Source organism: Caballeronia sordidicola, from assembly GCF_002220365.1.
GTDB lineage: Bacteria > Pseudomonadota > Gammaproteobacteria > Burkholderiales > Burkholderiaceae > Caballeronia > Caballeronia sordidicola_C.
Window position 1 is genome coordinate 1 of the sequence record NZ_MTHB01000106.1, and the last position, 25,353, is coordinate 25,353.

Consider the following 25,353-nt stretch of genomic DNA (forward strand, 5'->3'; position numbering starts at 1 on the left):
GCTGGACACGGTAACTTTTTCGCGTCGCAGGACACTTCGAAATCGATCCGGCGCTTGGTTGTATCGAGCTCAACTCTGGATACCATCCACGGAGCTTGCAGACCCAACGCGGAAGTAAACAGGGTTTCAACGGCAACACTCACAGACGATTCCTCGATTCAGATAAGGGCGACTACTGCCTACCATCACTTCTTCGCAACCCGTCGACATGGCCGTCGGCTTACAAAGAATCTGATGGGAAACAGCGGAGGCCATTATGGTACTTGATGTCAAGTTCCACTCAAAACGTCCTTGGGCCCGCGCAGGTAAGTGTTGTGCCAAGACATGCGTTCCGTGGGCCAACTCCGATCACTAGCAATTGGAATGACAGAGCCACTTGCGTTGCGGAATCGTAACGCAATCTGTTGAGCCGCCATCTTCTTTTGCAAGCGGTGCGCAAACTGATAAAGCGCCATGTCGAGTTGGATTGCGCCTGTCCGATGTTCCATAGACTGGCGCTGATGCAAGTCGATCAGGACACGAGGGTCGAAGCCTTCGCGATAGCGGTCGACAAAGGCTTCACGAGAGATTGCGGTCCGGAACGGATTACCCATCAAACGTGTATAAAGTTCGGTGATAGACACAAGATCATCGTTCGCATACCACGGCAGTAGTCGCCCCGTTTCGCACTGCAGCTTCAGCGTTGCGCGAAGTGGCTCCGTGATTCTCGCGACATGATCAAGCGTCTCAGTGAGCAGCGTCCGGAACATGTCCGGCACAGGCTGCGTGTTTTCATGCAGCACAGCACTATCCGACTCATCATCCTGCTGCTTTTCAGCGAAGTGGCGGAGCATGAGCGATGTCGAGATGCCGCCAGATTCCCCTGCGGGGAGCCCTCTTGAATCCAGATGGGTTCGCTCGCGCTTCCAGTCAACCGGGAGTAGCGCAGCTTCGCCGATACGCAAGCCAGTTACTATCATCGTGCGTATCGCAGCGAACCGTAGCTCGTCCATGAACGTGCGCGGTTTCTCGGTCATTACGATACGGGTCAGTTCCCAGAACGCTCGGCGCTCAGGGAGCCGCTCCTCACGCTTGCGTGCCTCCAGATCGGCGCGCAATTCGTCCTGCGACCAGATATGTTTCGCCTTGATCGCGCTTTTCATTTTCATGCGAGGAACAGCGAGAGACGAGTACAACTGACCGGCGTCGCAGATGTGCTGCGCATCAAACACCACCCTGACGATGCCAGCAACCAGGTCACCCAGTTTTCCGGAGGACTGGATCGCTTTCCCGATGCGGACCGCAAGACGCAAATCGTCGACGGTCAGTTGCCACGGTTCCATGTCCACGCATGTGGCGATCACACGCAGCGGACGCGCAATGCACTGCAGCACATAACTGGCCTTGTTCCGCTTGAACAGCAACTGCTCGGCGACTGCGGCCTTGATGAGGTCCTGCCACGCGGGCGATAGAGCTTGGAGGGCAAGTGGCGTCAGGTTGCCCTCGGCGCGCTCCGCATTGACGATAGCCAGTGCCTTCGTATCAGCCCCGAGGTCTCGGAGATAATAGTTCGGCGGCGGCACGTCGCCGGCAATGACGGTAAGGTTCCAGCCAACGCCGTCGCGTGCGGAGCCTGTTTTGTCGACGGGCATGTCCCACTGTATGCCTCTGTCCCGAACCAGCGTTTTGCCTAGTTCGATGAACGCGGAGTACTGTGGATTCATCGATTGTCGCCTTCCAGTTCCTCGATGACCGCCTGTATCTCAGCGATCGTGCGTTGCAGTTGCAGGTAGGCCGGCGAGCTGGTGTCGCCGCGAGAACTCCGATCGAAGAACACCACTACTTCACGCATGGCGGCTAGCACGTGCTCATGCATCGCCTTATCGTGCAAGGGCATGAACTTCCTGCATCCATAGCACGACGTGACCGGGTTGTAAGGGCAGGCAGGCTGCCCCGAAGAACATCCGCCGATACCTGCAATCGGAATGCCGTGAGGCACGCCAGCGATCTGTTGCTCGCCTTTCAGAAGGGTGAGTTCCTCCGGGGAGATGAACCGGTCGTGTGCAATTTTCGCCACGCGTCGGTATATGTCCGACGCGCCGAGTGCCCGGTTCACCCGCTCCGCGTGGGTCGCCGAGGTCGCGTAATACACCAAGCCCGTCTGTGTGTGCGAATGGCCCAGAAACTCGGCCAGTTCTTCGTGGCTTGCGCCGGCGTCAACGAGTCGCTGCGCTGCGGTGTGGCGTAGGTCCGTAGCGGTACCGAGATCTTCGGAGTTGATCAGTTTTCTGACGAGCGCGGCAATCCGCGCTCCAGCCTCATAGTTCGATTCGACAGCAAAGAAGCGCCCAGCACCCGCGAGAACTTCAGCCTGTCGTTGGGCATTGAGAGCAACGAAGATCGGAGCCCATTCACGCTTGGCCCGACGCGTGAGTGGCTTTTTCTTCGCGTCACTTCGCTGCTTTGCCATATGGAAGGTTAGATGAACCGTCGGCGGCCCGTCTGGTGCATCCTGCCAGATACGCACATTTCGCATGGTCAGCATTGCGATCTGGATTGGGCGCATCGCGAACTGATAGGCACACAGCAACATTCCTGCATCACAGACATCCTCGTGCAAAGGATCTGTTCCCGCCGATGACGTAAGAGCTGCCGTCATTTCGTCCAGATGTCGTACTATCGCTGCTTCTTCGTCCGCGCCCAGAAACACATCGCCAGACCGGACACCCGCGTAAGCATCGCGGGCAGGCAAGGGCAGAGCGGTGCGAATGTAAACGCTATAGTCAGCCGACCACCCGAACAGCCGGTGCTCGCACAACAGGTGAAGAAGGTACTTTACACACAGATACGTGTGGTCCGTCATGGTCCGGGCACGCAAAGCCGTCCAAAGCGGACCTATACCGGTAGGCCCCGCACCCAGGATAGCCGCTATGTCAGTCACAGCCAGATTGTGTGCGTACGAGACGTAAAGTGCAGCAGTCGCAATGCTAAGGTTCTGCCCAAGGATGAAGAGAAAGACGTGCTTGAACACGAATGCGCAACGCTCGTCGAGTCGTGAGAAATCAACGTTGACGCGGTTACCGTTAATCGACAGCTCGAACGCAGATTGCTCAACCGAAGTCCGGATGGATCGCGGCTTGTCGGCGAAGTCGTCGTAGTAACGGATGACCGGTGGTAAGGCCGGCAATGCGGCACAGAGCAGACCAATGACATCGGTCGCTGTTTCTCCGCTTCCAAACAAATCTCGTTGCGCACGCGACTTGCTCATCTAGTGTCCCTTCGGAAGCGCACGCAACAATGCCACCCGGTCATCGAAGGCATCATTCCACACGCTGGCCAAGCGATCTTCAAACACGGCTCGTGCGTACCGTGACGGCATCGATGATGTCTTGGACCAGCCGAAGAAGGTGCGCAGTTTCTGGAGGGCTTCGTCCATCGAGTCGCCTTGTTCAAGCAACTGATGAAGCCGCACCACGGCACAGGTATGCCTCAGATCATGTGGCGTGACGGACTCTTTGCCAGTTCGATCTTTCAGTTCTTTCAAGACGGACGTGGGCAAGCGGTGTGAGATCTGCGCAAACATTTTCGTCAACGCTTCGGTCGACAACGGCATATCAACCTGCGAGTTCAGCAGAAACGAATGCCGCGGCCGGCCACGATAGTTTCCGGCGTACGTTTGCACCATACTGGCCGTTAACTCGCTGACCGGCACCTGCCGAATCGAATGAGCGGTCTTGATTCCTGGCTTGGAATACCGTGGATCGCCGTCTGAGTCTTCGTACTCGTTTTCCTGCACGTTGAGCCAATGCCGCGTCCGGTGTTGTTTGTGATCGTAGGCACCTTTGACTGCATCCACGGGCAACAGCAAGACTTCGCCACGCCGCAACCCCTGGTGCAGCATCAATACAAATGCAATGAATACGCGCCAACGCGTCTTATCCCTGGCGAAAGGGTTCATTGCCGATTCCGGGTCCAGTACTTCGTACAGCGCTTCGACCGTGCTCGCTGGCAACGAACGAACTGTTTCGATCGTCTTGACCCTGCGGACGTGAAGCTGGCTATAAAGCGTTGAAAGCCGGTTCAGCCGTTCTTCAATACGCCGGATCCGATTGTCGGCCGCCTGGCTCTTATACACCAAGGTGACAACCGATGTTACGAACCCCAGACCGGTCTGCCAGCGCTTCTCGTCAATGTCCGTACCGTTTGGCTGGTTGCGGATCGACACGAACCACGATTCAAGGATCTCGGCCAACACCTCGTCATTCAATGTTCCCAGCGCATCGTCCAACGCTGACATGCCGCGCAACTGGTCCGCATGTTGATACAGATTCTCGATGTAGCGCAGCTTTTTGACGTGTGTTGAATCAGCTAACTGCGCAGCAGACGTCGTCGCCCACACAGCCGCCCAGTATCGCGGCAACCCGCGTTGATCGACCAGAATCGGGCCTCGCAGTCCCGGTGGCATCAACTTATCAGATAGTTGTTCGAGCATTCCTGCGTTCTGCCAGTTTTCGCGACACAGGAAGATACCATTTATCAAATCGATGTTGCGGTCAGAACCATCTGTCAGTCGTTCCAGATGCAACGGCTGTAATCATACTAGCTCCTACGATAATCTTAATTATGTAAAATAAATACGGTATGAATTGACCAAGCGTACGGTCGAACACCGCGCGCACGGTGAATATCCGGTTCTTTGTTCGCCAGACGCCAACTACCGTTCATAGTCTATGCGCACCAAAGCCGTAACAGTCACTTTGTATCAGCCGCTTCATAACACCGCATCACTTTGGCAAAATTTGCCAAAGCGTGCTAGAGTTGTTTTATGACGACTATGAACATTTCCCTACCGGATTCGCTGAAGGTCTATGTCGACGAACAGGTTGGCGAGGGCGGGTACGGCACGAGTAGCGAATACGTCCGCGAACTGATCCGAAAAGACCAAGATCGCAAGCGTCTGCGCGCAATAATCCTGCAGGGCGCAACGTCCGGCCTCGCCGCCCCTGTTGACGCCGACTACTTCGAATCGCTGCGCGCTCGCGTGCGTACTTCTCGCAAATGAGGGCTAAGCCCGTCATACCGACAAGGCTAGCCAGGCAGGACGTGGAGGACGAGGTGACGCACTACCTCGTAGACGAAGGCTCGGAGCAGGCTGCGCTCGGATTCATCGCGGAGATCGAGCAGGCTTACGAGCGTCTCTCCAAGCACGCGAACATCGGATCTCCCCGTTACGCGTACGAGCTGGGTATCCCAGACCTGCGGTCGTGGCCACTGAATCGGTATCCGCACCTAATCTTCTATATTGTGCGCGAGGCTCATGTGGAAGTCTGGCGCGTGCTCAACGGCAAGCGTGATATTCCGGCTTGGCTGGAGAGCAACGACGATGAGACTCATTGACAGCCTCTGCACAACACCAGGTCCGTGAGGAGCATTCACGCGCTTCCCCCTTTTGCCGCCCCATCGTGCACGGACATTGCATCTAACCAGCAGCCCTCCCCGCCATGCGCAGACTGTCACCTCGCATCTTGGAGGCACCATATATTCGAATTTGTGCAGCGGCCCGCTACACAAATTGATAACCCGCTCGCCTTAATACGCATAGGAATGCGAACAAACTAAATTTCGATCATTCTATTTATGTAAACCTGAGTAGTATTGCGAACGAATTTACCAACGCGTATTTTTAATGTTTGAGGCACCTTAGAAGGCATTGTCAGGTTTCTGGGTCGTCGCGTAAGATGGCGCGATGAAGAAATCAAAAATTGCTTTACCACGGTCATTCGTTTTCCCGCTGGCGTCATCAGCTGCACCGTTTGCTGGTACTTCCGCTTCCAGTTGAGCTTACACGACATTGACGGTCGCTCTTCGAACGCGGCTTGATCGTGACCTGCGAAACGATTCGATGCTGGTGCGATAAATTAAATGCAAACTTTACCCGGCGCGCGAAAGTGACCCGTCGCGTTAGGGCGGCGGTTGAGCAAAATGCCGAGGGCGTTTATCGTGGCGAACGCTAAATCCCGGCTGCTCTCACGGCTTCCGAGTGCTGTAGGTTAATGGCGTACCGCTCAACCCATGTTTGCGTGATGCAAACAATCGAAGAAGATCTTCACGAAGCTCGGATATATCGAGAACGTGCTGTGCCCGGGTCACGGCCACGTAAAGCAAACGCATTTCATCCTCATCCAGCATGAAACGGCCGCCTTCTGTTTTGAATCGAAAGTCGTTGGTGATCCTCGCTCGCTTCCATTGAAGTCCCTTCGCTCGATGGACCGTCGAAATCACATAGTCCGCTTGGGACTCGGGTGTCACTCGCCGTGCCAGGTCTCGCAAAAAGGCGGTGCCAAGTTCATCAACGATGCGCACGATTGGTTGCAAGTCACGCCCAAAGGGCGTTGCGGCAAACGATTGAGCATCTTTCCACGATTCGAACAACGAAAATGCCATGGGTTTGAAGGCGCGATTCCCGGCAAGAAGATTCTCCGCACCCTCCGCAAAGGCGACGATCTCCATTGGAGTCATTCGAATCGCGGCCTTGTGACCGGCTTCGACGCCGGCGGCCAGTTGCCAGATCGCCGTGACGTTCTTACGGCATAAAATTGCGTCAACGGGCGGCGAGACGCCTGGATCCTCGACCATTATCGAGCCAATATTTTCTTGTCCGCGAATCGGCGTGCGCTCGCCAAGCATGGAAAGAAGACGACTTGCCAGTGCCGCAAACGTCGGCCCGAATCGGAATGATTCCGTGAGCGCACGTTCTGCTGCGTGTATCTGATCCATGGCGTTGACCGCCCCGCGCCATTCATAGATCTGCTGGTAGGGATCGCCAACGTAGATGACCTGAGCATGGCGTTGAAGGGCGAGCGTCGCGAGCATGACACCGTCGCTATCCTGCGCCTCATCGAAAAGGATGAAATCAGCATCGATACGTGGCTGCGCTTGCGCCCAAACCTTAAGGTACACATCGGGTGCGATCGCGCTGCGCCCGTTTGGGGAAATGCTCTCATTCCAAAGCTTTTTCACATAGGGAAGAAGCGTTTCGCGCAGCCAACGAGCCGCATCTGTGTCGATCTTCTCGTCGACCGGAATGTGAAGACTTTCGGGCAATTCCTGCGCGGATCGGCAAAACCGTCCCAGACCATCAAAAACCATCCGTCCAAGTTCGAACGGCGTGAGCTCGACCGTTATCCCGGTGACAGTTGGAACATGCATTGGACCTAGCCCATACCGAGCCGCAAGATCGTGCGGTGGTTCCGCGGGGAGATTGACACGCGCAGTGAGACTTGATTTTACCGACGCATACGCGAGCGAATGAATTGTTCGCGCGCTGACGTTCGATGGGAAACTGCGACGCGCATGGTCCGCGATTTCTTTGTTAAACGCCAAATAACTGCCACGTTTTTCAGAAAGGTGGGCGGCGATAAGCCCGAGCGTTGAGGTCTTCCCAGCCCCGGCATATGCTTTGATCTTCAGGTCGCCACCGCCTGAGATTGCATCGATGATCGCATTTTGCTCATCAGTCGGCTTAAACGCACGAGGCATATGGGTACGGGATGAGAAAATAACGTGGTTTTAATTGTTCCGCCAATTGACGCTTCTGTCTATGCAGACGCAAGCCATTCAGCGCGGCCGACCGGCCGGCGCCACTACCTTCGATGCCGAGCTGGCCCAAGCCTTCGGCGCTGCGGTGCGTGCGCTGCGCACATAGCGCGGGATTGCGCAGGAATTGCTCGCGAACCTGGCCGGGATTCGCACATGGGCGAGGTCGAGCGCGGCACGCACATGCCCACGCTGGCGATCATCTTCAAGATCGCCAGAGCGCTTGAACGCAGCACGGTTGCATTGATGCGCGAAACTGATAGTCAGCTCGCGGCGTCCGACGCGTAGGTGTTTTGGCAGTGCCGCGATCCGCGGCATGAAGCCCCGCCGTAATGGCGTGCCATCAGGATTCGGGCAGAAACGTACGACAGCCGCACCGCACTATCAATAGAATCAACGGTTTGGCGCTGGCCATTGCTCGACCGAAAAGCGGAAAGCAGAGTTGGTACAGAGCCTTATGGGACGAAGAGTTCAGTACTTCTGGCGTCCTTAAACATCCGAATCTTGACGGTATCCCGAATTCGGTAGATCGCGACCCAGCTTGAGGCTCTTTGACAAACAACTCCAATGCGAAAAGGCCCGCGGGTTGCGCGGGCAAAGCAGTGGTGCGCTCGCCGGCGCGTCAGCCGAGAAGGCGTAACAGATCCGGGATCTCGCTCAGTCCTGCCTGCCACTCGACATCCGCTTTCAAGGCAACAAGCGGCCCGCCCTGCAGCGTAAGGCCGAGCGATCTCTTGCGACTGTGCCAGATAGCGTATACGCGCCCGGGCTGGTTACGGTGAAATGATTCCCAGCATAGGCCGTGCGCCACCTTGCCGTAGCGCGTGAATAAGCTCAAGCCGACTTGTTGATGGGCGTTATATCCTCCCAACTCCTCGGCCTGTAGGCTCGCAAGACCCAGCGTCCTGCGGTTGCGGCCGTCGAGGGGAATGAACACACCGGGCGCCCCCGTGGCGTACCGCGCGACTTGATACTTCGCCTCCGATTTTTCGTTCAGCGTCCAAACACCAAATGAACTGAGGCTAAGAACATGGCACTCCATCGCGGCCGTCAGAAGATTGACCCCGGTATAAAGGACCGCATACTTGCTCTTGCTTCCTGCCGGAGGGTCGACACGCAAGTTCCGGTAAGTAGGAAGCGGCGGCTCCCATTCTCCATTCGGATGACCAACGAGGCGAGCTAGTGAAAGGGCTCCTGCATCGGTCATTTCCACTTCTAGGTCGGCTGCCGAGTACGAAGGGAGTACAAAGCTCATGCGTTCAGTTCGGCCAAAAACCCGTTCGCGGCGCGCAATACGGCCTCGAGGCGTTGCTCGTCAGATAGTTTCATCAACGTCGTTGATTCTTCACGCACATCGGGCTCCTGAATTAGTGCCTGGAGCGGTGACAGCCCAGCGAGCGCTTCCGATCCGGAAGAAAGAAACTGGTAGATCGATGCGCCCCCCACGTCTCCCAATCGACTGATGACTGCATCGAGCGGCTTGCCCATTACACCCGGCAGCAACTGAAATACGGGATAGAGCCTGCCTCGGGCGCGCCCCGCAGGTAGCACCGAAAATAAATGCCCGTCTTTTTCGCGTTGGCGTACGGTTTCGTCACTAACGTTGATGCGACGACCAAACTCGCCTGCCGGAAGCATGTCGGCGGTGATGAGCGTCGTGTCGGCCCCGTGCGCCAGGATGCCCGTGCCCTCACGGGCCACGTCGAGAAGATCGACTACTTGCCGAGTCACGCTTGCGTCAATGATCTTTCCCAGCAGTCCAACGACATTCGGGTCCAGGCCTAATTGGCCGAGCTTGGCAGACAAGGCCCGCACTTCGCTGTCGAGGTGATCTGTCAAATCCCGTTGATGGGCGGTCCAGGCGGTCGGGTCTAATGCGCGCATGGGAGGGTTGGCCGTGCTCGCGACAATCTGTCCGAGCATCCGGCGCATTAAAGCATCCCTTGAACCATGCTCGTCCCTCGTCTCGGCGCGGATTGGCTTGGACACCGCCGTCGTGCGCGAGCGGGCACGCTCACTCGTGTGGCTTTTTGGAAAGGTGAGAGCCATCGCATTTCCCCAAATAAGGCTAGTAACCCAAGTTTAGCACTTTTAGCTATCGATCCAAGCCGGCGAGCTGCGCCCTTCAAACATTGGCTTGCCTGCTCGCGGATCCGGAGACGGCGCGAGGGGTCGCGCAGGCTGGGCGTGACGTTCGCCGACTCAACCGACAATGAGGTGACCGCCGCTGGCAACCCAGCCGCTCGAGACGTACGACGCCTGATCAGCCATCCGCGACGGTTCAACCGCCCTCCTCCGCGATTGTCCCGAAATGAAGGCCCGGATAGCCTTAATTATCATCCCCTTATTACACCCCTGGGGAGCCGAGGGGCAGGGAGCTCGAGACACTGGAGTGAGCGCAATGCCTTTAATTGGTGCGTTGCAGCAACTCGTGTTAAAATTCAAGGTTGCGCATTCCTTGCGCTGTTCCAGACGCGGCCGCCCGTGTAAGCGGACCACGTTCTTTGCTCGTTGCGATCCTATAAGTTGTGGGTGTCTGAAGCCACGAATGTCCGTGGACGCAGGCGCGATGCCTTTAGCCACTGGTCTCGCCATCGCCGAGCAAACCTGTCGAGGAGATTGTATGGGAAACTTTGATCGGGACGATTCAGGAGTAGACACGGCCGCATCCGCGCGGAAAACACCGGCTCGGCGCGCATCAAAGAGCAAGGCCGCCGCGGCCTTGCTGCCGATCGACGCCGCGTCCACTGCGTTGCAAGACGAAGAGCGGCAACGCCAGATGCGCGCGCTCATCCAGTTGGGTAAAGAGCGTGGCTACCTAACCCACGCAGACATCAACGATCATTTGCCTGACAACTTCGCGCAGAGCGCTGCGATCGAAGCCATTGTCAGTACGTTCAATGATATGGGCGTGGCGGTCTACGAGCAGGTGCCTGACGCGCAGATGCTGCTGCTGAACGACGCTGCACCGGCAGCCGTCTCAGACGATCAGGCCAACGAGGAAGCGGAAGTAGCGCTCTCCACCGTTGACTCTGAATTCGGACGTACGACCGATCCCGTGCGCATGTACATGCGTGAAATGGGTGGGGTCGAATTGTTGAGTCGCGCGGGCGAGGTTGAGATTGCGAAGCGCATCGAAGACGGCCTTCACGAAATGATCCAGGCGATTGCGGCCTGCCCGGCCACTGTCTCCACGATCCTTTCAAGTGCGGAGCAAATCGAGGCCGGTGAACTGCGCATCGACGAATTGGTTGACGGTCTCAATGAAGACCTCGAAGAAGACGAACTGCCGTCGTTAGACACGGCAACTTCACAGGACATCGACACGGACCCCGCCGACGGCGACGACGCGCAGAGCGATGAGGACAGCGAGATCGAGGAGGTGGATTCGGCGAAGGCCAACGAAGCGCGTCTGAAACAGCTCACGAGCGACAGTCTGGCTATTTTTGCGCGAGTGCGTGATTTGTTCGATCAAACGCTGCGTGTCGACGCCACGAAAGAAAAGGGCGCGGTGGACTTCCTACGGGTGTGTGGAGAGATCCAGCGTGAACTCGCACCCATCCGTTTCACGGCGCGAACAATCAACCGGCTGTGTGCTGACGTGCAGCAGCAGGTCGCCCAGGTCCGCACGGTCGAGCGACACATTCTGCAAATCGCTGTCGACCGGTGCGGCATGCCGCGTGAAAAGTTCGTCGAGTTGTTTCCGGGGCATGAGACCGATCTTGGCTGGACCGAAAAGACCGCGGTAGCGTCGCGCGAGTTCGGTGCCGCGCTCGAGCGGAGTCTGCCGGCGATTCAGGCGGAGCAGCAAAAGCTCATCGATATCGAAGTGAATGCGGTACTGCCGCTGCAGCAGTTGAAGAAAATCAACCGGCAGATGATGGCGGCCGAGTCGAAAATGCGCCAAGCGAAGCGCGAGATGATCGAGGCCAACCTGCGCCTCGTGATATCCATCGCGAAGAAGTACGTGAACCGAGGCATGCACTTCCTGGATCTGATTCAGGAAGGCAATATCGGGTTGATGAAAGCCGTCGACAAATTCGAGTATCGACGCGGCTGGAAGTTTTCCACCTACGCGACGTGGTGGGTGCGGCAAGCTGTCACGCGTTCGCTCGCCGACCAGGGCAGAACCATTCGCGTGCCGGTGCACATGATCGAGACGATCAACAAGATCAACCGAATTTCACGTGAGATCCTGCAGCAAACCGGACAGGAAGCGCATCCTGCGGCGCTGGCCGAGCGCATGGAAATGCCGGAAGAGAAGGTTCGCGGCATTCTGAAAATCGCCAAGCAGCCGGTGTCGCTCGAGACGCCAGTGGGCGAGGACGCCGACGCGACGCTTGGCGACATGATCGAAGATCCCACGGCGGCATCGCCCGTGGACGCGGCCGTGCGCGCGAACATGCGCGCCGCAATTGACGACGCGCTCGATGCGCTGTCGCCGCGAGAAGCGAAGGTGTTACGGATGCGCTTCGGGATCGATACGGCGTCGGACTATACGCTCGAGGAACTCGGCAAACAGTTTGACGTGACGCGCGAGCGGATTCGGCAGATCGAAAGCAAGGCGATGCGCAAACTGCTGCACCCGAGCCGTGCCGACAAGCTGCGGCCATTTCTCGACCAGTGAGCCACGCACCCGCGCATGGACGTGTCGAGTTGTGCGGTGAGAAGCACCGCCCACGGTGGGTGCGCTCGGCGCGCTTGCTCGGGCCGAACATTTCGTATCGGCGAATTCACTGCGGCTTGACTCGCGGTACTTTACGCTCCGAGATTCCAGAACCGTTTCGGTGCCGCTCGCGCACTTGAAACGCCAGCGAGAGCCGTCCTCGCGGACGACAGTGGTGAGTCAAACGTCCGACCGATGAAATCAATTGCCGTGCCGAATCATGATGTCAAAGCAAGACTGCTTGTCGCAACAGTTCCAAGGCTTTGAATTCGTCTAAGTGACCCGTACGTGCTTTGCCGGCGAGTGTCTTGATCAGCGCCTCCGCTATCGGCTCAATACCTTGCAGGTCGTCCAAGCTCGTGGCTGGCGTGACACGGCGCGGCTCCGTGGTGGCTTGCTGTGCAATGGCTGGCGCAAACTGCTGACGCACGGAGGAGAACGAGACACCGTTATCGGAAGCTTGCCTAATCGCAGGTTCGGAAGAGGACGGGAGTGCTTGATCTAGTTGCACAATCACCGCATTCGTCTCCGTGGCGAGACTCGTTGAAACACCGCTGCCATCAATATCATGTGGCAGGGCATGTCGAGCGGCCGCCGTTTGCACCGTCGTACTCGCAGCCTTCTTCGTCGCTTTTGGTTTGGGCTCTATTGCAGGCGGCTGTGTTTGCTGAGCGGACGCATGGCGCGACGGCGAAACAAGCAAATCCGACACCGACCCGGGGATGTCCGTTACTAAACGCGGAACGTCCAACCAGCCAGTCGGCAAACCAAGGCGTTCGGTGAACCGATTCGCCTCGGCATCGTCCATTCGTTTCTGTCCATAGAAACGATTAGCCATGTTGGAATCGCTAATTTCCATCACCGTGCCGAGCCGCACCTTGGATCCCTTGCGGGACGTAAGCACGTGCAAATTGGCACGACGAATGTTTTCCAAAGCTGCGACGTCATTCAACGGCAAGGTTGACTGAGCCCCTGACTTTGAAGACGCCTTGACTTTCGCAAGTGCCGATTTCGTCGGGGTTGCCGTGGCAGGCTTCGCCGACGAAGTGTTGCTCTTCGCGACGGTCTTGGCCGACCCGCCATTTGTGTTTTTTGGCATTTCTGGTTCTCTGGGCGAGGGAGCGGTGAGGGTAGAGTGGTGATTGGCCTGCGTAACAGGAGCCGGATTCAATACGTGCTCGTACGCTATTTCCGGCTCGGTGTTGGCATGAATGAAGTCCAATGGCGACTTCAATCGTTCAATGGTCTCGGTTGTGAGGACAGGATTGGGTTGATCGAAAAATCCGTCCGGCAGTCCAAGCGTCGTTTCGATATGAAAGGCTGTCTCAGGTGTGAATCTCTCGCCGCTCACCAATTCGGCCACGCGCGCTAAGTTGGAGTCCAGTCCCAGTGCGATGTTTTCCGCACCCACGGCCTCTACCAACAACTTAAACGAACGCGTTTTGAAAATGGATGCCGTTTGGGCCGGGTCTCGAGTAGGTGAAGCTTTTACATATGGTTTGTTCTGTCGGTGGGATGTCGTGTTCGAAGGTTGGCGCGATTGACGCTGGCCCTTATCTCGAGATCCCGTGTATCGCCCGTGTGTTTGACTCATAAAGTAGGGCTCCCCGTGAAATCACTATCAGTTTTGGCATTATAGGCGAGGGTGTCAGGAATCGGACTCGCCGTCAGGCAATGAGCCATTCTCGTAACCCGGGTGCTGACTGTCTTGTGTCGGGGACCTCTATGTCAGGATCGAGGGACAGCGTTCGCTAAATAATTCGTAGATGGCGAATCTTGCCGATGCGCATGGAGCGTTTCAGGATGAGATCAGTGATGAACTCGGGAAGAAGGGCGCGCGGAATGTTCGCGGGCACGCCTTCGACAACCTGCGACGGAACCTTCGCGATGTAGTCGTCGGGCGCGCTCGCCAGGCTGTGCTCGTAGCTGACGCGATAGTTCATGATGGGCGAGGTTCCGGAGAAAGTCCTTGTCACGCCGGATTTTATCAGCGCGGACCGTTTGGCGGCTCCTTTTACGGTGACGTTCCGGCTTACGTTTTCGGCATCCACATGAAGCCGTTGTTCCGTTGTTCATTAGGCGCTTCACCCCTGTTTCACGGTTGCCGTGTTTCGCCATCAAGCGAACGAGGTCTCCACGAAATGCGGCGTTCTTCTACCATCCTACGCACTCCTTGTTCGGCCACGCCGGAATTATCATTCCGATCCCGGTTTAGAAACCGAGTGCGCAAACCACGTTCGGTTTTCTGACCATTCCCGCTTGGCAGTTGGCGCAAAGCATCGCGCATTTGCGCTGCGATGAGCTCAAGCAACCATGGCTCGAAGCGCTCGTCGTCGTCCTCAGCCGATAGATGCGGGCTGGCTGCTGCTGCGAGCCAAGAGCATAATGAACTCTGCCAATCAAGCCTGCGCAGGCGTTGATGCGGCCACTACACCTCAAATCTCGTCACTCGGATCGCACACTTCGAGCTTGAACTGCCATCCTTCAAAGGTCATCAGCATGCGTCCGAGTTCGTCCCACTCGACGCGACGACCATCTATGACGACGCATGGCCTACGCGAATCCTCGATACCGTCCCATTCAATTCTGCCTCGGACCGTTTCGTCGGCAATCTGCAATCCGAGATCGCCCTCTCTTACGTGGACGACCGCAAGCAAACGGCGCATCTTTTCAATCAGCTTTCCCAGCAAAACGAATTGATCCGATAGCGGATCGCCGATGATCTGAAAGCGATATCCGGATGGTTCTTCCTCGCTTGTCGAATCGAATGCCTCTAGAGAAAGTTTGTCGCCGAACAAAAGACTTCGAAAATGGAATTCATGGACGACTCCGTTGGCATCGGGCAGGCGGACTGGTTTAAACCTGATCTCCGCGAAATCATCGAGACCCGTGCGACGAGCCATTTCGCGGTTGAAGCAGCCGGTGCACAATAGTCGATCGTCATATCCGTCACTTACGGCATTGACAATATCGTACTGCGGCACGATGGCGCCGCAAGCTGCGCATTGGTTGACGGACATGGCGGAGCTCCAGGTGAATCGAATACGCAGTGCGTTCCACAACGCATGATTTTTGCGCGGTAGCGGGCTGCACCACACAAGATCTGACTCGTCTGCGACGTGCCTATTTTGTCACGTCTGAGGCCACCTAGGGATGCAGCTGAGATCTGGATCACAGAAGGCGCTCACTTGGGGCGGTGCCTCTCGTCAGGTACAGTTTGTCCCCAAGGCGCCGCTTGGGAGCATCGAGGGAAAGTCCTTTCGTCGACAATGCCCACGATGACGGAACGAGCGTGCGGGTTGCATGTCTCCATGGCTGATCTCTGTCTGCCAAGGGATACAGGCAGTCGCGCGGCGCACAATGGACGCAATCCCAAGACTTGCGAAGAAAATCAAAATTCCTGCTGCAAAGACCGTGAAATTCCACCGCCCGGCAAGGCATTTAAAGATGAAGTGAATGGGTGACACCGGCATTACCCCGTCGGCGAGCGACTTTCGGGAACAGGATCAGTGCAACAGTGATCCATCGAACCGACTGCCGCTCAGAACAGCTGCTCGCCAAGCGGAACCAGGTTGATCCATTTGACCGCGGTGAGGCGCGTGATGCCGTCCGGATGGACCGATCGGATCATGACGCGATTGCCCCGTGCCGCGCCCAGCACCTCGGCGATACGGTCGTCATAGCGCACCAAGGTGCCCCGTTGCGGCTGGCGGTGAAATCTGGGAGTTCGTTTCCGGGTTGGCATACAGATCGTTCATTTTTAGGGCGATATGATTCTGCCTCGGGTCGAGGTTCTTTGGGGGCATTTTAACGGCGATGAGAAATGCGTAGGTTTGTCGATCGCCATTCAACTATCCACGGTCGCGGTGTATTTGCCGTCTCTCAAATACCGAGCGGTGACTATCTGCTCGAGTACAAGGGCGAGTTGTTATCGGCGCGCGGCGCCAATCGTCGATTTGCGCGCAGTCAGGTGGAGGAAGGGTACGGTTTCTTCTTCGGCCTTGAAGGAGGACGTATCATCGACGGGGCGGTGGGCGGAAATTCTGCGCGCTGGATGAATCACAGTTGCGCACCGAACTGCGAGGCGGAGCAAGACGGTGCGCGGGTCTATACCCGTGCGATTGCCAATATCGAACCCGGCGACGAACGCTTATCGATTACCGACTCGATGCAGCCAAGCGTCCGACAAAGACGATGAAGGCGACGTACAGATGTGCGTCACTCGAAAGTGAGAAGCAGCGTTTGCCTAAAACTGTTCGAAAAAGGCAACGATTTTGCGACAACCCAATTCGGCTAAACGCAGTTCACCTTGTAATAACAAAAGGAACTCGGAGGCATCGATAGCAAGGTTGTGCCTTGGATCAATCGGCTCGACAAATCGTCAAATACTCCACCCGTACGCCCATCCGCCCCGAACAGAGAAAGTCGACCTGAAATCAGAAATCCCGACTATCTGTGGAAACTCAGAGATAGAGCTTCCTCGAATCGAAGGTAGCTGAGTACGCATTTGTAATGCCAAGAACGCACTAATCGGTTTGCTTAAGTAAATCAACGTGGCATAGTGCGGACAATCCTACTCGGAGGCCACTATGCCCACGCTCGAAGTCATTCAGGAAAAGATGAAGAAGTTGCAAGCGCAGGCCGATATGCTGATCGCGAAGAAAGCGCAATCAGCAGTCGACCAGATTCGTAAGTTGATGCTGGAATACGGACTTACGACGCAACATATCGAAGAAAAGGCGAAAGCGAGACGGGAAACCAAAGCGGCAAGCAGCGCAGTTGCGAGTACGAAATTAAAGGCGTCGACTTCTCTGGGCAGCAAAGTCGCACCGAAATATCAGGATCCGAAGAGCGGTGTCACGTGGACTGGACGCGGTAGCGCACCCGTCTGGATTTCGAAGGCAAAAGATCGTACGAAGTTCTTGATTAAAGATGGCGTTGCAGCGACCACCAATCCAATCAGTCAGATAGAAACTGCGGTAAAGGCGACTTCGGCTGATACGCACCGCGGCCAGCGCACGGGCCCGCAACCGGCGAAATACCGTCACCCGAAATCGGGCGCCTCGTGGAGTGGCCGCGGACCTGCACCCGCATGGCTCGCTAATGTGAAGGATCGTACGAAATTTCTGGTCGACGCGCAAACCGCAGCACCCGAGAACGCCGCGGTAGCGAAGGCAAGTGGCAAGACCGGTGCCACGAAAAAGGCAACCGCATCCAAGAAGGTCGCAAAGAAAGCGACCGCCAAGAAAGCTGCCGCGAAAAAGGCAACGGCTGCGAAAAAAGCCCCCACCAAGACGGCGGTAGCGCCGGAGTCGGCGGTCGCGGGCAAGAAAGTGGTGGCTAAAGAGACGGCACTGGTAGCCAAGAAGGTCGCTGCAAAGAAGGTAGTCGGCCGCAAGGGCGCTCCCAAAAAGGCAGTCCCGGCACCGGATGTCGCTGCTGCTTCGCAATCCGCTGCGGTTGAAGCGACCGCATAGTTGCGCTACGTTGGCGTGGGGCCGCTCTTGAAGCGGCACGCGGGTTACTCAGTGGTTGGCGGAATTTAGATTCGCGTGACCAGACCACGAGCTACAAAAAAACGCCCCTTTGCGCTTCGTCGCGAGGGGCGTTTTGACATCAGAACGTTTTGCTTACAGCGCGGCGTCCTTAAGCTTCTTCAGGGGGCGCACCTTCAGGCGCACCGAGGCGGGCTTTGCTGCGAACCACTTGTCTTCACCTGAGAAAGGGTCCTTGCCAAAGCGCTTCTTCTTGGCCGGCACATCCTGAGCGACAACCTTCAGCAGACCCGGCAGCGTGAACTCCTTCGCGCCTTTCTTGTGAACCGATGCAAGCACAGTCTCTTCCAGTGCCGCCATCAGCGCCTTGGCGGCTTTCGGTTCGACACCAGCGCGCTCGGCCAGGTGAAGGGCCAGCGACGCCTTCGTGAACGAATCCTTGATGGGTTTCAAGGCAGCCGCTTCAGCAGCCTTCTTCGCGGTGGGTGCAGCTTTTTTGCTGGCGGGCGTTGCCGCTTTCTTCGCGGCGGGTCGGGTCGCTTTCTTGGTAGCAGTTGCCATACTGTCCTTGTGACGAATCAATGGTTGCCCAAGATCTTTGCCTTTGCACCGTCATTGACTCACGCAAAGGTACAAATTCTCGGGTTGGGCGCCAGCGTATCAAGGCTGACTGGATGGCGCAACGTATGAGGCCTTAAATCAAGAGAGTTTTGACCGAAAAACTAGGACAACGACGACCTGTAGGTAACGCTACGGCCGCAACCACCATGTTCGAGGATCGTTTCGTAACAGAACGCGGTGCACCGATTTACCGACCACGTTCGCAGCGGCTTGTCTCGGTGAAGCGAGAGATCGGTGTCTACAGGAAGTACGCCACAGCCGCTGACTATCATTGACTATCGCGGAGTATCATGGACAAGCTTTCTTAGAAGGAGTCTGGACGATGTCGGAAGTGACCTGGTTTAACCAAATACATCGGGAATGGCAGGCGCTAAAGCAGCACGACGCGGCGCTCGATGTGGAAAAATTCTATCGTCACGTGATATCGGCCTATAAGTCGGGCTTTGCTCCACTCGAAACAATTGCGACTACGGCCAATGCGCTGCTTGTTTCGACAATCTCGGGTGCTCCCTATCTCGGGCGCAAGCTTCTTGAGCAGGTCGGCGTTGACAAGCATCCGGCGTTGCGCGTCGCTTTTGCACTATCATTATTCGCAGGTACCGGGGGTGAGCCCGATCCTCAGTTGGGCAATCGTATCCTCGTGGATGTGTTGAAGGACGAAAATGCACAGGATACTTTGAAAGGACTCTCTGCGGCCGCACTAGGCGATAGCGCGCGCCTTGGGCGGGGTGCAGATGCCGACCCGGAACTCGCCAAGGCGCAGTATGAATTAGCGTTCGGATTTGGGCTTCGACAAGCCGCGCATACGCTTGGACTGTATTGGGACAATCGCTGGAGCGCGGGCGCCGCAGGCGACAGACTTCCGGATCATGCGCTCGCGCTAAAGTGGTACAAGCGTGCCGGCACGGCAAGCTCCGATTGACGTGGAGGCACTGGCGGCCTTGGGCGCCAGGTAAGCGAGGACTTGCGGGTGAAGCCTTTTCCTCGGGCGAGGGATCCAACAGATGGCGATCGAGATATCGGCTAGCGCGATAGCGGACCGCGCGGCCGCAGTATGCTCATCCTCAGAATATCATCTACAAACGTCCCTGCTTGACGCCTAAGCTTAGTAGCGACGGACAGGTAAGGTTGCTCGCCTACGAATCGACGTCGCGACGCCCATTCGCTGAGCTGCGAATGGTTGCTAATGCTGCACTTCCGGATCTTTACTGCCTATGCCCATCGCTCTCCATACTTGGGATACCCCCAACGGACGCAAGATCAGTGTGGCGCTCGAAGAAATGGGTTTGCCATATAGTGAAGACGGTGAACATCACGAAAGGCGAGCAACGTCGGCCAGACTTCCTGCTCATTAGCCCGAATAACCGGATACCTGCAATCGTTGATCCTGATGGACCGGACGGCAAACCTATCAGCGTCTTTGAATCGGGTGCAATCCTGCTTTATCTTGCTGCAAAGACGGGTAAGTTCTTGCCCGCAAACCTGCGCGAACGTGTACCCGTGCTCGAGTGGTTGATGTGGCAGATGGGTGGCTTTGGACCGATGCCCGGACAGGTGCATCACTTTCGCGCGGTCGAACCCGAGGCGGACCGCCGCTACGGCCTCAAGCGGTATTCGGATGAAACGAGGCGGTTGTACTGCGTGTTGGATCGGCGTCTCGCGGACGTGGAGTTTGTAGCGGGTGACCTGTCGGTCGCGGATTTTGCGATCCTAGGTTGGGTGTGGCGACATGAGCGGCATGAAGTCTCGCTCGCTGACTTTCCTAGCGTTTACCGGTGGTATGAAACGCTGCTCGCCCGGCCGGGTGTACAGCGGGGTCTGGCTGTCAAGCTCGATGATCTACGGTGAAGCGTGAAGGTAGGCTGCGCCAATCGCTCAGGGATAGATACCAGGGCTGTTAAAAAGTCTCACATGCAGCCGGCAGCGGCCGGAGGCGGCGAAGCGTGGAAATTTGGGCATCGCAGGCTAGGATAGATGCTCTGCGCGAGTTGTTGTGCGTCTCGCCGCTGTGTCTTAGCAGCCGGTTAGGGCGCGGGAACCCTAGCGTCGCCCGCTAGCCTCTTTACAAGGGCAGACGCAAGAGCGGACGAGGCTTCTCGGCCGAATCATCGATAGGGTTGATCTTCGGCTAGCTGCCGTGAATCTCACAACGCATGATTTTCTCGCGGTAGCGCGCTGCAGCACACAAGACTTGCCCACTGCGATGTGCCTTTTGTGTCACGTCTGAGAAGCCACGCGAAACGTATTCGAAATCAGCACCTCCGAAGCGGTCACATGTGGCGGTTCCTCTCGACTGTTTCCGTTATTTGATGTCCGGATACCGGTCACGCGCGTTAATAATATGCCTTGACGTGCGGCGAGCTACCGCGGCACGCTCCACCAACTCGGCAACAGGCGTCGTACCTCCGCCCGCCGATAGCGGTCATCGATCAGATGCACCACGCCCGAGTCGTTTTCAGTGCGGATGACGCGCCCCGCTGCCTGCACTACTTTCTGCAAACCGGGGAACAGGTATGTGTAATCGTATCCGCTGCCGAACTTCGTCTCCATCGTCTTGCGCATCTGCTCGTTCACGTCGTTCGTTTGCGGCAGGCCGAGCGTCGCGATGAACGCACCAATCAAGCGGTCACCAACCAAGTCCACGCCCTCTGAAAACGCGCCACCCAGTACCGCGAAACCGACCCCGCTGCCAGTTGTCTGAAAGCGCGCGAGAAAGGCCTCACGCGCGGTCTCGTCCATCCGGGGCTCTTGCGCCCACACGGGCACTTCCGGATGACGTTCACGGATCAGTGCGACGACACGTTGCAGATAATCGAAGCTACTCAGGAAGCCTAGGTAATTGCCGGGCTGCTCGGCATATTGCCGTGCGATCAACTCGACGATCGGCGCAAGCGAGCGTTCGCGGTCACGCCAGCGCGTTGATATGTTGCCCGCGACACGCACCCGTAACTGCTCCGCGCGAAACGGCCCTTCGACGTCGAGCCACGCGGTGTTCTGAAGTAGACCAAGCGTGTCACGATAGAAATGATGCGGATCGAGCGTGCCTGAAAATAGCACCGTCGTATGCGCTGCCGCGAAGCGCGGTGAGAGATACGGCGCGGGAATCACGTTGCGCACGCAAAGCGTCGTCGTTGATGCGCTCGACGCGTCCGCCACATAGCCTGGCGTCAACGTGACGTCGAAGATCGAATGTGAGCCAAACTGTTCGGCGAGTGACACGAACTGCATCACGTCAAAATAGAAGCGCAGTTGCGTTGGGTCGATGGAGAGCGGCGCATCTGCGAGCTGTTCAGTCACGACGCCGATCAGATTTTGCGTCGCCGACAGCAATGGGCCCGGCACATCTTCATGGACCTCATAGTCACTTTGCTGCACCCGGTTCAACGCATTCCATGCGCGACTGAGCCGATCAAGCGGCTTCTTCAGCGTTTTCGGCGCGTTCGCGCGCGCACTGCGAAGCGCAGGCTGTTCGAGCGACGCGCTGTACATCCGCCGGGCGCGATCGAGCAGATTGTGCGCCTCGTCTACCAGTACCGCGACGCGCCATTGGTTTGACTGTGTCAACGCAAATAACAGCGCGCTGCTGTCGTAGTAATAGTTGTAGTCGCCAACGACCACATCACTCCATCGCGCCAGTTCCTGTGCGAGGTAATACGGACACACGGCGTGCGCAAGCGCGGCGTCACGCACCGCGACGCGGTCCAGACGCGTGCCACTTAGCGCGGTACGGCGCGCAGCGTCGAGGCGATCATAGAAGCCGCGTGCCAGCGGGCAAGAATCGCCGTGGCATGCGTTTTCTGGATGCTCGCAGGCTTTGTCGCGCGCGACGAGTTCGAGCGCGCGCAATGGCAGGGGGGCGGCGCTTATGCGTAGGGTTTCGATCGCATCGAGCGCCAATGCGCGCCCCGGTGTCTTGGCAGTCAGAAAGAAGATGCGGTCGATCCGATCTTCCGCACATGCCTTTAGCAACGGAAAAATCGTCGCGAGCGTTTTGCCGATCCCGGTCGGCGCTTGCGCCATCAGGTTCTTGCCGTCGCGCGCCGCACGATACACCGATACCGCCAGTTCCCGCTGCCCCTGCCGAAACCGCCCGTACGGAAATTCGAGTGCGGTCAATGCGGCGTTGCGTGCATTGCGATGCGTTTCTTCATGCGCGGCCCAATCGATAAAGCGCTCGCACTGTTCAATAAAGAACGCCTCCAGCGACGCAGCGGTGTGCGTCTGCGTTAGCAGCGTCTCCTTCTGGCTTTGGATGTCGAAATACACGAGCGACACGCCAATCTCCGCGAGCCCGCGCAGTTGACAAAGCAGGTGTGCGTACACGAGCGCCTGCGCCCAGTGCAGCGTGCGATGGTTGCCGGGCATAGCATCAAGATCGCCACGATACGTCTTCACCTCTTCGAGCCGATTCTGCACCGCGTCGTAACCGTCGGCGCGGCCACGCACAGTCAGTCCGCGATGCGCACCCGTGAGCGCGATCTCCGACTCGTACCCCCGAGCGCGACGCGCCGCGACGGTTACGTGACCCGCCATGCCCTCGGATGCAGTAGGTGCAGGCGTGAAGCGCAAGTCGAGATCACCGCGACGCGCGGTAAATTCACACAAGGCGCGGACAGCGACGACGTAGTTCATGCGATCTCGGCGCCGCTTGCGTCTCGCCGCGCATTGTCCGCGTCCTGCATGTGCGCGTCGCTCGCGGCGTGGTCGGTGTCCTCATCGGTCCAGCGCACGTCGAGTACGCGCACCGGCATTCCATGTTTAACGCAGTAGTCGAGCCAGCGAATCTGGTTGTCCTGCAACCGGTCGCCCGGTCCTTTCACTTCGATCATCTCGTAGCGCCGCTCGGCCGGCCAGAAACGAATCAGATCCGGCAAACCTGAGCGGTTGCCGCGAATGTCGTCTAGCAGCCGCTCGAAGCAAAGTTTCAGATGCATCGCAGGCAGGCAGTCGAGTGCAACCGCCAACAATTCATCACTCAGCGCACCCCAGAACACAAACGGCGACTGCACGCCGAATTTGGTTTGCCAGTGGCTGCTGATCGTGTCGCGGTACGTGCCGTCATCCAGTTGGGCCAGACAGTGCGCGAATTGCGAGGCGCGCCGCGAGCGGAAATCGGGGGCGTGCAAATCGGCTGGGCCGCGTTGGAACGGATGAAAGAATGCGCCGGGGAGCGCCGCGAAAATCGGCTCCCAACACAGCAAGCCGAATAACGAGTTGACCAATGCGTTCTCGACGTAGTACACGGGCGCGTCGGGCTCGCTAAGGTGATCTCGCGTCGCATATTCGACGCTGCAAGGCGCCACGGGTCGCCCAATCGCGATGGTGCTCCGTTCGACCGCCGCCGAACGGTGCGCAGGTGCCATTGTTTGACTGGCTCGACGTTGCAGCCGTGGCAGCATCCGCGCGACACGTTGGCTTTCCTCTTCGCTTTCCGGTAGACGAGCCGCATGCATCGCGAGCGCGAGCGCGTCGTCATGACGGCCGCAGCGTTCCAGGACCCGCATCGACCGATGGCGTGCACCGGGCCATGCGCTACGCGCGTAGACGGTCAGCGCCGTGTCCCATTGCTGGCGCCGCTCGCACTGTTGGCCGATCCGGAATAGCAGCTTTGCGCGACGCGATTCGATCCAGGGGTTGTCGGTTTTGATCGATGCGACCTCGCTGAGCAGTTGATCTACGTCGCCGCTGGCTTCCCATGCTTGCGGCGTGTCGAGTGCTGCTCGACATGCGTGCAGCGCAAGGTACGCGTCCACGTCGTCGCGCCGCTGAAACGCCCGCGACGACGCCGCGAACGACACCTTTTCGTACTGGAACACGCCAAGATCGGCGAGCACGAATGCCGACCAGTCCTGATGCAGATTGCCGAAAAACATCAAGCGCAACCGGTCGCACAGGGGCGCGATCGTCACGTGAAAAACGCAGTCGTCATCAGGCAAGGTGCGACGCCAAGCGGCGTAGGGGCGTGCATCTGGATAGACAGCGGTGAGCGTGTCCAGCCATTCCGCTTTACGCGCGGTCTTCGCGCTGGCGGCTTGAGGGAAGAGCTTCAGCAGTTCAGGACGCGTAGTGAGCGCAAAGAGTTCGGCGAGCGACAGATGCGGTGCCGCGTCGACCCAGCCCAGCGCGATTAGCGAAACCGCAGCTGCGCGGGGGCACCCGATTTCATCGTAAGACAGCCGACTTGCTCGAAACAGCACACCTTGGCGCATCAACATGCGCACTAGCAATGCGCGCGATGCCGGCGGCGCAGCCTGAAAGCCACCTACAAACGCGCGCTCTTCGACGGTAAGCAAATCGTCGTATCGCTCGACGATCCATGCAAGCGCGCGCTCGAAGTTGAGCAGGTAATAAGGTGGTTCGGGAGGCAAAGAGGGTCGAATAACTGTATGTATGTACAGTGATGATAGCAAATCCGCAGGCCGGCGTTGCGCAAGCCTGCCACTCGCTGACCGGTTGGGCAGATGAATCTGCAAACGAGCAACGATTCGCTTCAAGGTTTGAGAAAGACGTGGGAGTCGCCGAGAGAGGGCTCGCAATACTGGCTGACGGGGAACGATAAATCTCGATGCCAGAGGGCGCGAGAGGAGTGCCGAGCTTGTCGCGATCGTACGACAGGAGGCTTTCCGGGAGTTACATACCGCTGGTTTGATAGCTAAGGCAGCCCGACGAAAGTCCCCGTTCGGCCATGGGACTAAACCGCTCGCGCGGTAGGCCCTCCGTTTGAGGCATGTGGTTTTTCGGAGGGACCCGGCTTGGTTTCCTATGTTGATTGATGAGGCGATCCGCCTCGTTACTCGACAGGAGCCGAGCTATGACGACATCCACCGAAGTTATCAGCCCGTTACGCCAGCGCATGATGGACGACATGCGCATGCGTCGCCTCGCGCCGACCACGCAATCCAACTACCTTCGCGTCGTACGCGAGTTCACAGTCTTCCTCGGACGCTCGCCCGACACCGCGACCGTTGAGGAATTGCGACGCTACCAGTTGCATCT

Annotated in this window: 20 protein-coding genes and 4 pseudogenes; 10 read left to right on the forward strand and 14 right to left on the reverse strand. The window is 57.7% G+C overall.

Annotated elements, in window-relative coordinates; all coding sequences use genetic code 11:
* The 4 genes and pseudogenes from BSU04_RS49145 to BSU04_RS15915 form a co-directional block, all read right to left on the reverse strand.
* Positions 1 to 143, reverse strand: a pseudogene (locus tag BSU04_RS49145) (ISL3 family transposase); the annotation flags it as partial.
* Between the two features lie 126 nt (positions 144 to 269).
* The gene (locus tag BSU04_RS15905; RefSeq protein WP_256982820.1) at positions 270 to 1,703 is read right to left on the reverse strand and encodes a hypothetical protein; all 1,434 of its coding nucleotides are present in this window, start codon (positions 1,701 to 1,703) and stop codon (positions 270 to 272) included.
* On the reverse strand, positions 1,700 to 3,247 hold the full coding sequence (locus tag BSU04_RS15910) for a tyrosine-type recombinase/integrase (protein ID WP_089161494.1): 1,548 nt from the start codon (positions 3,245 to 3,247) through the stop codon (positions 1,700 to 1,702). Before BSU04_RS15910 ends, BSU04_RS15905 begins: the two co-directional genes overlap by 4 nt.
* Positions 3,248 to 4,471: a site-specific integrase gene (locus BSU04_RS15915; protein ID WP_089161508.1), complete on the reverse strand. Its 1,224-nt coding sequence runs from the start codon at positions 4,469 to 4,471 to the stop codon at positions 3,248 to 3,250.
* Between the two features lie 333 nt (positions 4,472 to 4,804).
* Here BSU04_RS15915 and BSU04_RS15920 point away from each other — a divergent pair, with 333 nt between their 5' ends.
* From BSU04_RS15920 to BSU04_RS49150, 3 genes and pseudogenes are all read left to right on the forward strand, one after another.
* Entirely contained in the window at positions 4,805 to 5,041 is a 237-nt protein-coding gene (locus BSU04_RS15920) for a type II toxin-antitoxin system ParD family antitoxin (RefSeq protein ID WP_047847868.1), read from the forward strand.
* Positions 5,038 to 5,376, forward strand: coding sequence for a type II toxin-antitoxin system RelE/ParE family toxin (locus BSU04_RS15925; protein ID WP_089161495.1), 339 nt, complete (start codon positions 5,038 to 5,040; stop codon positions 5,374 to 5,376). The genes BSU04_RS15920 and BSU04_RS15925 overlap by 4 nt, the downstream gene beginning before the upstream one ends.
* 365 nt (positions 5,377 to 5,741) lie before the next feature.
* Positions 5,742 to 5,939, forward strand: a pseudogene (locus tag BSU04_RS49150) (IS6 family transposase); the annotation flags it as partial.
* A 67-nt stretch (positions 5,940 to 6,006) separates the two neighbouring features.
* Here BSU04_RS49150 and BSU04_RS15935 read toward each other — a convergent pair.
* Positions 6,007 to 7,518, reverse strand: coding sequence for a UvrD-helicase domain-containing protein (locus tag BSU04_RS15935; RefSeq protein WP_089161496.1), 1,512 nt, complete (start codon positions 7,516 to 7,518; stop codon positions 6,007 to 6,009).
* 61 nt (positions 7,519 to 7,579) lie between these two features.
* Between BSU04_RS15935 and BSU04_RS15940 the strand changes: the two are divergent.
* Positions 7,580 to 7,863, forward strand: a pseudogene (locus BSU04_RS15940) (helix-turn-helix domain-containing protein).
* 334 nt (positions 7,864 to 8,197) lie between these two features.
* On the opposite strand, the gene BSU04_RS15945 reads toward BSU04_RS15940, so the two are convergent.
* A complete protein-coding gene (locus tag BSU04_RS15945; RefSeq protein ID WP_089161497.1) occupies positions 8,198 to 8,830 on the reverse strand; it encodes a hypothetical protein in 633 nt (210 codons plus the stop codon).
* A complete protein-coding gene (locus tag BSU04_RS15950) occupies positions 8,827 to 9,624 on the reverse strand; it encodes a hypothetical protein (protein ID WP_144021254.1) in 798 nt (265 codons plus the stop codon). The genes BSU04_RS15945 and BSU04_RS15950 overlap by 4 nt, the downstream gene beginning before the upstream one ends.
* Positions 9,625 to 10,198: 574 nt before the next feature.
* Between BSU04_RS15950 and rpoD the strand changes: the two genes are divergently transcribed.
* Complete coding sequence (gene rpoD / locus BSU04_RS15955; protein WP_089161499.1) at positions 10,199 to 12,202, forward strand: RNA polymerase sigma factor RpoD; 2,004 nt, start codon at positions 10,199 to 10,201, stop codon at positions 12,200 to 12,202.
* Between the two features lie 265 nt (positions 12,203 to 12,467).
* Here the strand turns inward: rpoD and BSU04_RS15960 are convergent, their stop codons facing one another.
* From BSU04_RS15960 to BSU04_RS15975, 4 genes are all read right to left on the reverse strand, one after another.
* Positions 12,468 to 13,652: a hypothetical protein gene (locus tag BSU04_RS15960; RefSeq protein WP_306427196.1), complete on the reverse strand. Its 1,185-nt coding sequence runs from the start codon at positions 13,650 to 13,652 to the stop codon at positions 12,468 to 12,470.
* Positions 13,653 to 13,992: 340 nt separating this feature from the next.
* The gene (locus BSU04_RS15965) at positions 13,993 to 14,184 is read right to left on the reverse strand and encodes a hypothetical protein (protein WP_089161501.1); all 192 of its coding nucleotides are present in this window, start codon (positions 14,182 to 14,184) and stop codon (positions 13,993 to 13,995) included.
* A gap of 492 nt (positions 14,185 to 14,676) precedes the next feature.
* Positions 14,677 to 15,303, reverse strand: coding sequence for a DUF7713 domain-containing protein (locus BSU04_RS15970; protein ID WP_256982826.1), 627 nt, complete (start codon positions 15,301 to 15,303; stop codon positions 14,677 to 14,679).
* A 479-nt stretch (positions 15,304 to 15,782) separates the two neighbouring features.
* Positions 15,783 to 15,932 (reverse strand): hypothetical protein, encoded by a 150-nt coding sequence (locus tag BSU04_RS15975; RefSeq protein ID WP_256982831.1) that lies wholly within the window; start codon positions 15,930 to 15,932, stop codon positions 15,783 to 15,785.
* A gap of 132 nt (positions 15,933 to 16,064) precedes the next feature.
* On the opposite strand from BSU04_RS15975, the gene BSU04_RS15980 reads away from it, so the two are divergent.
* Positions 16,065 to 16,439: an SET domain-containing protein gene (locus BSU04_RS15980; RefSeq protein ID WP_256982827.1), complete on the forward strand. Its 375-nt coding sequence runs from the start codon at positions 16,065 to 16,067 to the stop codon at positions 16,437 to 16,439.
* A 391-nt stretch (positions 16,440 to 16,830) separates the two neighbouring features.
* Positions 16,831 to 17,718: an H-NS family nucleoid-associated regulatory protein gene (locus tag BSU04_RS15985; protein WP_089161504.1), complete on the forward strand. Its 888-nt coding sequence runs from the start codon at positions 16,831 to 16,833 to the stop codon at positions 17,716 to 17,718.
* A gap of 153 nt (positions 17,719 to 17,871) precedes the next feature.
* On the opposite strand, the gene BSU04_RS15990 is transcribed toward BSU04_RS15985, so the two are convergent.
* On the reverse strand, positions 17,872 to 18,297 hold the full coding sequence (locus BSU04_RS15990) for an HU family DNA-binding protein (RefSeq protein ID WP_089161505.1): 426 nt from the start codon (positions 18,295 to 18,297) through the stop codon (positions 17,872 to 17,874).
* A gap of 331 nt (positions 18,298 to 18,628) precedes the next feature.
* Between BSU04_RS15990 and BSU04_RS15995 the strand changes: the two genes are divergently transcribed.
* Both BSU04_RS15995 and BSU04_RS16000 read left to right on the forward strand, forming a co-directional pair.
* Positions 18,629 to 19,279, forward strand: a complete 651-nt coding sequence (locus BSU04_RS15995) for a sel1 repeat family protein (RefSeq protein WP_144021255.1) — start codon at positions 18,629 to 18,631, stop codon at positions 19,277 to 19,279.
* A gap of 292 nt (positions 19,280 to 19,571) precedes the next feature.
* A pseudogene (locus BSU04_RS16000) lies at positions 19,572 to 20,205 on the forward strand (glutathione S-transferase family protein).
* Positions 20,206 to 20,718: 513 nt separating this feature from the next.
* Here the strand turns inward: BSU04_RS16000 and BSU04_RS16005 are convergent.
* Both BSU04_RS16005 and BSU04_RS16010 read right to left on the reverse strand, forming a co-directional pair.
* Positions 20,719 to 22,989, reverse strand: a complete 2,271-nt coding sequence (locus BSU04_RS16005; protein ID WP_089161507.1) for an ATP-dependent DNA helicase — start codon at positions 22,987 to 22,989, stop codon at positions 20,719 to 20,721.
* A complete protein-coding gene (locus BSU04_RS16010; protein ID WP_256982829.1) occupies positions 22,986 to 24,725 on the reverse strand; it encodes a VRR-NUC domain-containing protein in 1,740 nt (579 codons plus the stop codon). Before BSU04_RS16010 ends, BSU04_RS16005 begins: the two co-directional genes overlap by 4 nt.
* Positions 24,726 to 25,168: 443 nt before the next feature.
* Between BSU04_RS16010 and BSU04_RS16015 the strand changes: the two genes are divergently transcribed.
* Positions 25,169 to 25,353, forward strand: a 185-nt coding sequence (locus BSU04_RS16015) for a phage integrase N-terminal SAM-like domain-containing protein (RefSeq protein ID WP_179258184.1), incomplete at its 3' end; no start/stop codon positions are given.